This is a genomic window from Pleionea sediminis (assembly GCF_007570825.1).
In the GTDB taxonomy this organism is placed as follows: Bacteria; Pseudomonadota; Gammaproteobacteria; order Enterobacterales; family Kangiellaceae; genus Pleionea; species Pleionea sediminis.
This window is the reverse complement of sequence record NZ_SUNB01000001.1, coordinates 2000207-2013547: the sequence shown is the minus strand read 5'-3', so window position 1 is coordinate 2013547 and position 13341 is coordinate 2000207. Positions and strand designations below refer to the sequence as shown.

Here is a 13341-nt window from a genome sequence, read left to right as displayed (position 1 = left end):
CCTCCTTATTGGCACGCTTCGCATTCTGGATCATTAATATTACATACATTCACCATTTCATCAGATGCACTTTCAGCGCAATAGTTCGATGAAGCAATCGTTCCTTTATGACCTTCTGATTTTTCAGAGTGTGTTGCACCTAACGACCGTAAATAGTAAGTTGTCTTAAGTCCACGAGACCAGGCCATTTTATACAAGTTATCTAACTTTTTACCCGACGGCTCACTCATATAAAGATTTAAACTTTGAGCTTGATCAATCCATTTCTGTCGGCGAGCGGCAGACTCAACTAACCATCGTGGATCAATTTCAAAAGCGTTCAGGAAAAGATTTTTAATCTCTTGTGGAACGCGCGAAATAGATTGAACTGATCCATCGAAATATTTAAGGTCATTTGCCATAACACTATCCCACAGTTTATGTTTTTTAAGAGTCTTTACGAGGTGATGATTAGCAACAACAAATTCTCCTGACAAATTCGATTTAACAAATAGATTTTGATAAGTCGGCTCAATAGACTGGGAAACACCAACAATATTTGAGATAGTTGCAGTCGGTGCGATCGCCATGACATTGGAATTTCGCATTCCATTTTTTCTAACAAGATCACGTAATGGCCTCCAGTCCAATTGGGCCGTCATATCAAATGAACAGTAACTGTCGCCTCGCTCATCTTGAAGTTTTTCCAATGAGTCAACTGGAAATATATTTTTGTGCCAAAGCGAACCTTCATAACTTTCGTACTTACCACGCTCTGCAGCTAATAATGCTGAAGCTTCAATGGCGAAATATGAAATAATTTCCATACTGGAATCTGAAAAATGAACAGCATCAACGCTGGCATAAGGAATATTAAGTTGATATAGCGCATCTTGAAATCCCATAATTCCCAAGCCGACTGGACGATGCTTTAAGTTAGCGTTACGAGCTTTTTCAACCGGGTAAAAATTTATATCAATAACATTGTCGAGCATTCTGACAGCAGTGCGGATCGTTTGTTGTAACTTCAATTGATCAATACCATCATCTTTAATATGCTGACTTAAATTGATTGAGCCTAAATTACAAACAGCTATTTCATTTTCATTGGTGTTTAAAGTTATTTCCGTACATAAGTTGGATGAATGTACAACTCCTGTATGTTGTTGAGGCGATCGAATATTGCAAGCATCTTTAAATGTAATCCACGGATGTCCCGTTTCAAATAGCATCGAAAGCATTTTTTGCCATAATTGTTTAGCGGGTATTTGTTTAACTAATTTAATCTCTCCCTGATCTGCTTTTCTCTCATACACAAAATATCGTTTTTCAAATTCTCGGCCATATAGCTCATGCAGATCGGGAACATCATTCGGAGAAAATAGAGTCCAAATTTCATCGTTAATTACGCGCTTTATAAATAAATCGGGAATCCAGTTCGCCGTATTCATATCATGAGTCCGGCGACGTTCATCTCCAGTATTTTTTCGAAGCTCTAGAAAGTCTTCAATATCCAAATGCCATGATTCAAGATAAGCGCAAACGGCACCTTTCCTCTTCCCACCTTGATTGACAGCAACAGCAGAGTCATTAACAACCTTAAGAAATGGAATCACACCTTGCGACTGTCCGTTCGTCCCATTTATATGAGCGCCAAGCGATCTTACTGGTGTCCAGTCGTTTCCTAAGCCTCCCGCCCATTTTGAAAGCTGAGCATTATCGGCTACAGCTTGATAAATACTGGATAGGTCATCATCAACTGTCGTCAAATAACAACTAGATAACTGCGAGCGACAAGTACCAGAATTAAACAAAGTCGGTGTCGAACACATATAGTTAAAAGAAGACAAAACATTATAAAACTCAATAGCGCGTTCTTCTCGACGTTCTTCTTTTAATGCTAGCCCCATCGCAACTCGCATAAAAAAAGACTGCGGTGCTTCAAATCGTCGCTGTTGCCAATGTAAAAAGTATCGGTCAAACAGAGTTTGTAAACCTAAATAGGTAAACTGTCGATCTCGCTCAGGTTTTATAGCGATGGCTAGCTGTTCCAAGTCATAACTTAATAGTTCGCTATTAAGTAATTCTTTATCGACACCAAACTGGATTGTCTTTGAAAAAGTTTCTAAATAGAAATTATCATTTGATGGTGTGATAGAAAATTGCTCAGCTATTATATTCTGCAATGATTGATTGAGAAGTTGAGCACAAACAAAGGAATAATTGGGCTCAACTTCAATCATTGATCGAGCTGTCATAATTAAGGCTGAAACAATATCATGCTGATTCATTCCATCATATAAGTTATTTATGGCTAAATCGAAAATATGTTCAGGCTCAACATCAGAGAGGCCAGCGCAAGCATCAACTATATCTTGCTTTATCCTCGAAAGAGGATGTTCTGATAACTGTCCATTTTCTAATTTAACAGTCAGTGTCTCTTCCGACTTACTTTTATCAACCGATATATCAGGCACTCTTTTTCGAGCTCTTTCCTCTCGATATAAAACATAGGCTCGAGCAATTTGTTGTAATCCTTGACGCATAAGACCAAGTTCTACTTGATCTTGAATATCTTCAATATTGATAATTCCACCGTCAGGCATTAAGCGCCGGAATCGCGATACGATATCATTAGTAATATTCGAGACAACGCCATGAACTCTGGAAGAGCCTGAAGCAGATTGCCCCTCGACGGCTAAAATTGCCTTTGTAATTGCGGTAGATATTTTTTCGGGCTGAAATGGTACGGCATCGCCGTTACGTTTACTGACTAGAATGTTTAATTGTGCATTGTTGTGAAAAGTCATGTCGCGTCCTCTGAATTTAGTGTTTCACCATTCACGAAACAGGACACGCCATCGCCTTCGATTAAAAACCGAAAACAACCAGTACACGTGCACAATACCTTAATTCGCGAAGGCGTTGTATTTCACTTTGGCAGGTCTTCGGACTTATGAGCTTGCCTGGAGATCAGGCTCCTCAAGTAACGACTTCCCACATTAAAAATGCAGTGTCTGCATTGCCTTACAGCAAATGCATGTTACTTTTGTTCTCAAATACCGCTGCGCGTCAGTTCTGGAATTACACCAGATTCCCTCTTAGCAGCTATAACGTATGAAGATTAATCGTTCAGACGGTCAAATCACATACATATGGTAGCTAAACCAAAGTTTACGCACTATATATTGGTACACATTCTAGAAACAAGCAAATTTTTATTTGGCATTTATCGTCAAACACGACACAATCACGCTTACAAGTAAGTCAACAAACGAAGAGACGAGATATGCGCGGAGGCCATTTTCCAAATTACGAGAATCAAGACGTCAGCTGGAAAACATTAAAACAACTTATTCCGTATTTACTTGAATTTCGTACACGCGTGTTCTTCGCACTTTTTTTCCTGATTGGTGCCAAAGTAGCCAGTGTCACTGTTCCCTATCTTTTTAAATTGGTTGTCGATGATTTAAATGCAGAATCAACCAGCCAAGTAATCGCCGTACCTATTGCGTTAATTATTGGCTACGGCGCAGTAAGGTTAGCCAATGTTTTATTTGGAGAAATTCGCGACACTTTGTTTGGTCGTGTTACAGAACGAGCAATGCGACGCATTGGGCTTACTGTATTTAATCACTTGCACTCACTAGATCTCGATTTTCATTTGAGCCGCCGTACTGGAGGAATTGCTCGAGATATCGAACGAGGTACTTCAGGAATTAGTTTTCTATTACGATTTATGGTGTTTAACATCATCCCTGTGTTACTCGAGATTGCATTTGTTATCGCTATATTTTTGTACAATTACGATGGTTGGTTTGTCGCCATAATTATGAGTTCCATTTTGGCCTATATTGCTTGGACCGTAAAAGCTACCGAGTGGCGAACTCGATTTATTCGAGAAGCAAATGAAGCCGACTCCAAATCAAATACCGCTGCCGTGGATAGTTTATTAAATTATGAAACCGTAAAATACTTTAATAATGAAGACTACGAAGCCAAGCGCTACGACACAGATTTAGCAAGCTGGGAAACGGCTCGACGCAAAAATCGATTAACACTATTCGCTTTGAACAGTGGTCAAGCAACTATCATCGGGATTTCGATGACTGGTATGTTACTCTTGGCTGCACACCATGTTTCTCTCGGTAATATGACTCTGGGTGACTTCACCGCAGTAAACCTTTACATGATGCAAATTTTTATGCCACTTAATTTCTTTGGCTTCGTTTATCGTGAAATGAAAGGCTCGATGGCAAATATTGAACAAATGTTCAGTTTGCTGCGCCAAAGCCCAAATATTAAAGACGCAGAAAATGCTAAAGATCTGAACGTCACTCAAGGAGCCATTAACTTTAAGAATGTGTCGTTTCATTATACGGATGATCGACCAATCTTAAAGAATATTTCACTTACCATTCCAGCCGGAAAAAAAGTAGCTTTTGTAGGAAGTAGCGGTGCCGGAAAATCGACATTAATAAAGTTGCTCTATCGCTTTTACGATCCCACTTCAGGCCAAATAGAAATTGATGGTCAACCCATTAGTAAAGTCACGCAAAAAAGTTTACGTAAAAATATTGGCATCGTTCCACAAGATACAGTGTTATTTAATTCAACAATTGGTGAAAATATTCAATATGGGAATATTAATGCAACAAATAAGGAAGTTAATACAGCTATTGAGCATGCTTATTTAAGTAGTTTTATCGAGCAACTCCCAGACGGACTTGAAACACTAGTTGGAGAAAGAGGATTAAAGCTATCAGGAGGAGAGAAACAACGCGTAGCTATCGCACGTACTATTCTAAAAAAACCACCGATCATGCTCTTTGATGAAGCCACATCCTCATTGGATAGTAAGTCAGAAAAATTTATTTTAAAAGCTATCAATGAAGTAGCAGTTAACCATACTAGCGTGATGATCGCACATCGATTATCAACCATTGTTAATGCCGATATAATTTATGTTCTACACCATGGTGAAATTATCGAGTCAGGACAACACAACGAATTATTAAAATTAAATGGCCACTACGCTTCTTTATGGCATCTACAACAGGAAGAAGAGAAACAAGACTCAGCAGAGCCAGTATGATATTTAAGCTTGGTGATCCATGTGTTATTTTAATGACTTAAAGCGACTTTATGGCATTAGCAATAACTTCTACACCGTCAAAAGCAAAAAGCCAAACAGCCATTGATGTAAGCATTAGCAACAAAAGAGTACTTATGATGACGAAGTGAGTTTTAAGTTTTGACAAACTCATCATTAAAGCCGCTGCGTCGTCGGAGATATAAGCTTTTTCGATAGCAACTGCTGATTGAATCAGTGTAATCCCTGACCAGATAGGCAACCAGGCAATAACAGTTCCCAAAATAGTTAAAGCTAAACAGATTCCATATAAAATAAGTACGACACCGACAAACTTCATCCATTTTCGACCGGTAAAAAGTGACTCACTCAACGAACGAACATCCATTTACACTTCCTCTTTATTATTATGTAGAGCCTTTTTAACTTCGAACCTATCAAAACAGGTCTTTTCAAACAACTCCTTTGCGCTTCAACTAATAGACAAACCTACAATTTATTATAAATTTCACACAAGTTTCACGATACCAATTCGAATTATTCTATTTTGAAATACTCATCAATAAATCAATTACTGAATAATATTTCTATTAAAAACAATGAATTAGACCATCTGTTAAAAATTAATTGCCAAACATCAGTATCGCGCTCTGAAAAGACATTTTAACAATCAACCTAAATCCGGAAAAAAATCAACTATACTGATATTCAATGATTTTTGTTCGATGATAGAGCACTTTAAATCAAATAAAGTCTTTTTAGTCAATAACTTAAGGCTGTATCCTTTTTATGTCCAACTTGGGTTGCGTCCTTGCAAGCTGTGTCTTCTGTCTAGTTTCTGTTGATGTCTTTTCCGACAAAAAAGAGATTTGGGACATGAGTATGGATGAATTACTGAAAGTTAAAGTAAAGGTTGCCTCTAAAGTTGAAACAGAAGTATCACAAGCACCCGCCACAATTTCGTTTTTCGATAGTTACTATATAAGTCGTTACGGCCACGAAGTCATAAATGATTTACTCTATACACAACCAGGCTTTGCTCCGGCACAAGATTATGACAGGCCAACCGTCAGCTTTCGCGGTAACTTTGATAGCTGGAGCAACAATCATATCTTGCATTTAATTGATGGCATTCCCTTCAATGACAACTTGTACGGCACCGCTTACACTTGGTTAACACCATTATTTTTTAGCAAAAATATTGAAGTTATTCGTGGCCCAGGCTCCGCTTTATATGGTTCTTACGCAACGAATGGTGTAGTTCAGATGAATACACTCAAAGCTGCAGACTTGCACGGACGAGTCTATTCACGATGGACTCTACCAGGCAATAACCATCAGCAACGTTACGAGGTTATGAGTGGCGTTGAAAAGGAATACTTTGATTTTATATACGCTTACAGCTTCAACAAAAGCGAGGACTACCAATACAATAGCTTTGATGGTTCTGGACGTATTGCTACGTTAAGTGCTCCAAATACAGGGCGACCACAAGCTTTAAAGTTATCCGTTAACAATGACCAACAAAGCGATTATTTTTGGGCTAAAGCGACTATATCAGACAAATGGCAAATACAATTTCACAAGCATGGATGGGATTTTCAAACAGGTCACGGTTGGTTGTTTTGGATTCCTGACTTTGATGAAAATATGGTTGAAAGTCGTCATATATTGTCCTTGACCTACAAATCACAAAATAATAACGGTACTCAATATGAATACTTACTTAGATATCAAAAACACGATATTTCATGGAATCAACGTTACTACCCCAATGGAGCGTTTGAAAATTATTATCCAGCTGGCATGTGGGAATACCTAAAAACAGCTGCAGAAGATTTATTATTCCGAGCTCAAATTACTCAGTTTTTAGATGAGACCTCAGGGCTATCGTTAGTTGCTGGGTTTGAAAGCGATTATTTTTTATATAGTGGAGATAAAGAGCACTACAGTAATGTTAATGTCGACTCACTCAACTTCGAACCTTTTCCAAACAATGAATTTCGCTCACTCGGTCCATGGCTCGATTATCTATTTGACGAACCAGTAATAAATACTGCGATATATGCACAATTAATGACAGGAGATTTTCTCGATGAACAAATTGAGTTGACGTTGGGCTTACGTTGGGACCAAGTCTCTCTTAATTATCGAACAGTCACCGAAGATCCTATCGAAAAGATAAGCAAAACATCTTCACAACTTAGTCCCAGAGTTGCTATTGTCTATTCCGTACTACCTAACTACTCAATGAAATTTCTCTCGAGTAAAGCATTTCGCGCACCGACACCAACAGAAATGGGAGGCGCTCACACATTCTCTTTAGCTTCGAATATTACTGAGTTGAAACCAGAAAAAGTGATAACCTCAGAAATTGGCGGCAACTGGACAATAAATGACTCTTATAATTTATCGTGGAATTATTTTATAACGGAATTTAAAAATCAAATCGCTTACTCAACAACGAACTTCAACCTTAGTACCAATATTTTTTCTACGAAAAATTCTGGAGTTGAATTTGAAATTCAAGGACAACATAAGAAAGTTCACTGGTTTGCCAATGCTACTTTTACTCAACGCGATAAAGAACGAATTCTGGCCTTTGACGATAATGACATTCCAGAGTTCACCCCACACCCCAACGATCTAAAATGGTATCCCAAATTACTTATTAACACTGGGGTTTCAATTGAGCTAACTGATGGATGGTTAATCTCAACAAATATCCACTACCACGATAAAGTGAAAAGAAGAGCTAATGAGCAAGGAAATCCCGGAGGTGAACTTCCATTCGGAGTTTCTGTTCCCTTAGATTTTAACCTCGACGATCACCGGCCTAAAACTCTCGACTCTTGGGTCAATATAAACATGAAACTGTCTTACGAAATAAATGAAAAAATTAAGTCACATTTAAAAATTGACAATCTATCTGATTCAAATCAATCATTAGTGAAAATCGGCCCCTATCCATTTGATTATGAACAGCCAGAAAGAAACTTAGAGCTTTATTTTACGGCAGAATTTTAAAAAAGCGATCGAGGTTTTGTTTGGAATTTATTAGAATGAAGAAAATCTTCAACGTTTAAGCGTGCTATGACGACATCTATCTGGAAGAAAGACACCTCAATAGAAAAACTCAATCAAAGGAACGAAAATACCTTAGTTAGTTTTTTAAAAATGGAAGTTACTGAACTGGGTGATGATTATTTGATTGTATCCATGCCAGTGAATAATACGACGCATCAACCACTTGGCCTACTTCATGGTGGAGCATCAGCAGCACTTGCTGAAACCGTCGGCAGCATCGCATCAAATATTGCCGTCGATGACAATCATTTTTGTGTCGGTATGGAAATTAATGCAAATCATATTAAAGCGGTTAGGAATGGCACAGTCTATGGAAAAGCATCTCCCATTCATATTGGTAAAACTAGTCATGTATGGGATATACGAATTACTAATTCTCGAGATGAACTTATCTGTATTTCCCGTTTAACTATGGCTGTCAGGAAAAAATAAACTTTGGTTAGGCTTCGTATAGTTTTACGTAATTTATTATGGATAGGAACTGCAGGCCTGACTATTTTTTTCGTCTTTAGCACTTTCTTTCAATGGCACCGCTTGATAGAGCTATTTAGTCACTTCAAATTACTTTATCTATGGATAAATCTAGCGCTTTTGTTACTAGCAATAACGATAAAACAATGGAAAATCACATTAACTCTGTCTGTTTTAGCAGTCCTTAATCTACATTCAATTCTTATTTGGAGTATAAATCAACCTCAAAATGAATTAAATGGAGATAGTGTTAAATTACTTCACGCCAATGTTTATTTTCGCAATCATGACTACGATAAATTATCCGAACTAATTAGTAACGAAAATCCTGACTTGATAATGTTGCAGGAGTTTAACTTTGAGTGGCAACGTAATTTATCTTCATTAAAAAAGACGTACTCACATAATATAGAAGTCCCGAGACACGATAGCTTTGGCATCGCCGTTTACAGCAAAAGGCCACTTATCACTTTAGAAGAACGCGTATGGGGAGATGCCGGATTGCCAAGCATCTATGCTGAGCTTATGCTGGAAGGAATAAAAGTAAGCCTGGTTTCTACACATCCATTACCTCCAATTTCTTTCGAATACTACACTCAAAGAAACCAACAAATCGAAAAAATAATAGCTGACATGGCTCTGATTAATCAGCCTAAAATTATTTCTGGAGACTTTAATTTAAGTTTTTGGTCGACTCAATATCAACGTCTGGGTTTGGATAAGTACAACAATACACGAAAAGGATTTGGAACCTTACCAAGCTGGCCAGTTCAAGCTCCTTTATTCTACATTCCTATCGATCATATATTGGTTTCAGATGAGCTTAACTACACCAATACGAAAACAGGTCCCGATATTGGCTCGGATCATTTACCTGTAATAACGGAAATTAGTTTAAAGAGAAAGGAAGGTTAAATTCAAGCAGGCTGATAATAGAACAGCAATCTATTTACCAGCCTGACTTAGCCAAAATTAAATATATTTAACTTCAGCTATTTCATAATCAACATCACCACCTGGAGCACGAACGGTGACTTCATCACCTTCACTTTTACCAATAAGGGCACGTGAGATTGGCGAAGAAACAGAAATTTTGTTCTGTTTTATATCAGCTTCATCCTCTCCAACAATTTGATAAGCAACTTCTTCTTCAGTATCAATATTAATTAAATGGACTGTTGCACCAAAAATAACTTTTCCATTATTGGTCATTGAAGTCACATCAATAATCTGAGCATTAGAAATTTTTCCTTCAATCTCTTGAATGCGACCCTCAATAAATCCTTGTTGCTCACGAGCAGCATGATACTCAGCATTTTCTTTTAAATCGCCATGTTCTCGAGCTTCAGCAATTGCGGCAATTACTTTTGGTCGAGCTTCCATTTTTAAATGCTTCAATTCCTCGCGCAACTTGTCTGCGCCTTCTTTTGTCATTGGAACACGATTTTGCATTATGATAACACCTTCTTATGTAATTCTTGTACAGACACAACCTTTTCTCGAGTTTGTCGTTGTATCGCTTGAGTCGTTGCAAGTGCTCCAGCCAAAGTTGTTGTATAGGCTATTTTATGCTGCAACGCTGTTCTACGAATGACAAAGGAATCAGCGATAGCTTTGTGTCCTTCCGTTGTGTTGACGATATAATTAACTTCTTCATTTTTAATCAAATCAACGATATGCGGACGCCCTTCATTTACTTTATGAACGGTTTGGCAAGGAACGCCTGCTTCAACTAATGCTCTGGCTGTTCCCGAAGTCGCCACCAATTCAAACCCACATTCGATAAGAGCTTTCCCCGTATCTTTTAGTTTAGCTTTATCCGAATCTCTTACACTAATAATTGCACGACCACCTTTGGGCGCTTGAGAGCCTCCTCCCAATTGAGCCTTATAAAAAGCCTCACCAAAACTCTCACCGACACCCATCGCTTCGCCTGTTGATTTCATTTCTGGTCCAAGAATTGGATCGGAACCGGGAAATTTATTAAATGGGAATACAGGTTCTTTAACCGAATAATAAGGAGGAATAACTTCATCGGTAACACCTTGCTCTTTCAACGAAACACCAGCCATAACACGCGCTGCAATTTTTGCTAAAGGAACGCTGGTCGCTTTAGAAACAAAAGGGACGGTTCTTGAAGCGCGAGGATTTACCTCTAACACATAAATATCGTCACCTTTAATAGCAAACTGGGTATTCATTAAACCGCGAACTCGCAATTCTTTTGCCATAGCTGCAACTTGGCTGCGCAATTCATCTTGAATTTCTTTTGATAGAGTGTGCGGAGGAATAGCACATGCAGAATCTCCAGAGTGAACACCGGCCTGTTCTATGTGTTCCATAATTCCACCGATCAAACAGTCTTCACCATCAAAAATACAATCAACATCAACTTCGATAGCGTCATCCAAGAAGCGGTCAAGCAAAACAGGAGATTCATTCGAAACGCTCACAGCCTGACTCAAATAACGGCGTAATTCCTCTTCAATGTAAACAATTTCCATTGCCCGCCCTCCGAGTACATAGGAAGGACGAACAACCAATGGATAGCCAATTTCTGCCGCTAACCGAAGACCCTCTTCCATATTTTTTGCAGTTCGATTTGGTGGTTGCTTAAGGCCTAGCTTATCAATCGCCTTTTGGAAACGCTCTCTATCCTCGGCGCGATCGATAGCGTCTGGCGAAGTTCCAATTATAGTAACACCCTCAGCTTCTAAGGCTCGGCAAATTTTTAATGGCGTTTGGCCGCCGTAGTGAACAATAACGCCTTTGGGCTTCTCTTTGGCGACAATTTCTAAAACGTCCTCTAACGTGACAGGCTCGAAATACAAACGGTCAGACGTGTCATAATCCGTAGAAACAGTTTCTGGATTACAGTTGACCATAATTGTTTCATAACCATCTTCTCTCATTGCCAGTGCAGCATGCACACAACAATAATCGAACTCGATTCCTTGCCCTATTCGATTTGGACCGCCACCCAAAACCATTATTTTGTCGCGATCGGAAGGATTGGACTCGCACTCTTCTTCATACGTTGAGTACATGTATGCGGTATTCGTTGCAAATTCTGCTGCACAGGTATCCACTCTTTTATAAACCGGATGGACATTGTGAGAATGACGTAACTTTCGAATTTCTTTTTCAGATGCTCCAATGAGTTCACCCAGACGAGCATCAGAAAATCCTTTACGCTTGTACTTAAGAAGCATCTCCGTATCGACATCTCCCAACGATAATTTGGCAAATGCATCTTCAAGCTGAACGATTTCTTCAATTTGAACTAAAAACCAACGGTCAATATTGGTAAGTTCAAATATTTCTTCCAGCGAATAACCAATGCGAAAAGCGTCAGCAATGAACCAAATTCGATCAGCACCGGGAACAATTAAATTCTGACGAATATAATCTTTAGCATTATCTTTATCAAAATTAGTAACAGGATCAAATCCAGACTTGCCTTGCTCCAATCCTCGAAGAGCTTTCTGCATTGATTCTTGAAGTGTTCGGCCAATTGCCATAACTTCACCAACGGATTTCATTTGGGTGGTTAAAGTTGCATTTGAATTCGGAAATTTCTCAAAGTTAAAGCGAGGAATTTTAGTAACAACATAATCAATACTAGGTTCAAAAGATGCAGGAGTTTTACCGCCAGTAATTTCGTTTTGCAACTCATCAAGTGTATACCCAATCGCTAATTTGGCAGCAACTTTTGCAATTGGAAACCCAGTTGCCTTTGAAGCTAACGCCGATGATCGAGATACTCGAGGATTCATTTCAATAACAACCAGACGACCGTCTTTAGGATCTACCGCAAATTGAACATTTGATCCGCCTGTTTCAACACCAATTTCACGCAGTACGGCTAAGGAAGCATTACGCATAATTTGATATTCTTTATCCGTCAACGTTTGCGCTGGAGCAACAGTAATTGAGTCGCCTGTGTGAACGCCCATTGGATCGAAGTTCTCAATTGAGCAAACAATAATGCAGTTATCGGCTTTATCACGAACAACTTCCATTTCGTATTCTTTCCAGCCAATTAAAGACTCATCTATCAACAGTTCATGAGTTGGAGAAAGGTCGAGTCCTCGCTCACAAATCTCTTCAAACTCTTCTCGATTGTAAGCAATACCGCCCCCGGTTCCGCCCATAGTAAAAGAAGGTCGAATAATACAAGGAAAGCCTACGTGCTCTAATACTTCGTAAGCATCCTTCATGCTATGCGCAATACCTGAGCGAGGCATATCTAATCCAATGCGACGCATTGCTTTGGCAAATAAGTCTCGATCTTCAGCTTTATCAATTGCTTCGCGATTTGCACCAATCATTTCGACGCCGTGAATTTCTAAAACGCCACGCGATGCTAAATCGAGTGCACAGTTCAATGCCGTTTGACCACCCATTGTTGGCAACAAAACATCAGGCTTTTCTTTCTCAATAATTTTTGCAACGACTTCCCAATGTAATGGCTCAATGTAAGTTTCATCCGCCATCTCAGGATCTGTCATTATGGTTGCGGGATTCGAGTTCACCAAAATAACTCGATAACCTTCTTCTTTTAACGCCTTACATGCTTGCGCTCCCGAGTAATCAAACTCGCAAGCTTGTCCAATAACAATTGGACCGGCACCCAAAATAAGTATGCTTTCGATGTCTGTACGTTTTGGCATTATTTATTGCACCCCTGGTATAAATTCGATTTTCAACTT

8 protein-coding genes and 1 riboswitch are annotated in these 13341 nt (G+C 38.9%); of the genes, 4 read left to right on the top strand and 4 right to left on the bottom strand.

Translation table 11 applies throughout. The features are described 5' to 3' along the window. Positions 1-5: 5 nt before the first annotated feature. Positions 6-2789 (bottom strand): ribonucleoside-diphosphate reductase subunit alpha, encoded by a 2784-nt coding sequence (locus FAX86_RS08220; protein WP_144392848.1) that lies wholly within the window; start codon positions 2787-2789, stop codon positions 6-8. Positions 2790-2901: 112 nt separating this feature from the next. Then, a riboswitch (cobalamin riboswitch) is annotated at positions 2902-3139 on the bottom strand. Positions 3140-3268: 129 nt separating this feature from the next. Here FAX86_RS08220 and FAX86_RS08215 point away from each other — a divergent pair. Then, a complete protein-coding gene (locus tag FAX86_RS08215; RefSeq protein ID WP_144392847.1) occupies positions 3269-5074 on the top strand; it encodes an ABCB family ABC transporter ATP-binding protein/permease in 1806 nt (601 codons plus the stop codon). 37 nt (positions 5075-5111) lie between these two features. Here the strand turns inward: FAX86_RS08215 and FAX86_RS08210 are convergent, their stop codons facing one another. Continuing rightward, positions 5112-5459, bottom strand: a complete 348-nt coding sequence (locus tag FAX86_RS08210; protein WP_144392846.1) for a DUF5362 family protein — start codon at positions 5457-5459, stop codon at positions 5112-5114. 494 nt (positions 5460-5953) lie between these two features. Between FAX86_RS08210 and FAX86_RS08205 the strand changes: the two genes are divergently transcribed. The 3 genes from FAX86_RS08205 to FAX86_RS08195 all read left to right on the top strand — a co-directional run bounded on the left by FAX86_RS08205 (position 5954) and on the right by FAX86_RS08195 (position 9544). Further along, entirely contained in the window at positions 5954-8098 is a 2145-nt protein-coding gene (locus tag FAX86_RS08205; RefSeq protein WP_164503509.1) for a TonB-dependent receptor, read from the top strand. Positions 8099-8164: 66 nt separating this feature from the next. After that, entirely contained in the window at positions 8165-8590 is a 426-nt protein-coding gene (locus FAX86_RS08200; RefSeq protein ID WP_144392844.1) for a hotdog fold thioesterase, read from the top strand. Positions 8591-8593: 3 nt separating this feature from the next. Then, a complete protein-coding gene (locus FAX86_RS08195; protein WP_144392843.1) occupies positions 8594-9544 on the top strand; it encodes an endonuclease/exonuclease/phosphatase family protein in 951 nt (316 codons plus the stop codon). Positions 9545-9601: 57 nt separating this feature from the next. On the opposite strand, the gene greA is transcribed toward FAX86_RS08195, so the two are convergent. Next, on the bottom strand, positions 9602-10081 hold the full coding sequence (gene greA / locus FAX86_RS08190) for a transcription elongation factor GreA (protein ID WP_144392842.1): 480 nt from the start codon (positions 10079-10081) through the stop codon (positions 9602-9604). Continuing rightward, positions 10081-13302, bottom strand: a complete 3222-nt coding sequence (gene carB, locus FAX86_RS08185) for a carbamoyl-phosphate synthase large subunit (RefSeq protein ID WP_144392841.1) — start codon at positions 13300-13302, stop codon at positions 10081-10083. The genes greA and carB overlap by 1 nt, the downstream gene beginning before the upstream one ends. Between the last annotated feature and the right edge of the window lie 39 nt (positions 13303-13341).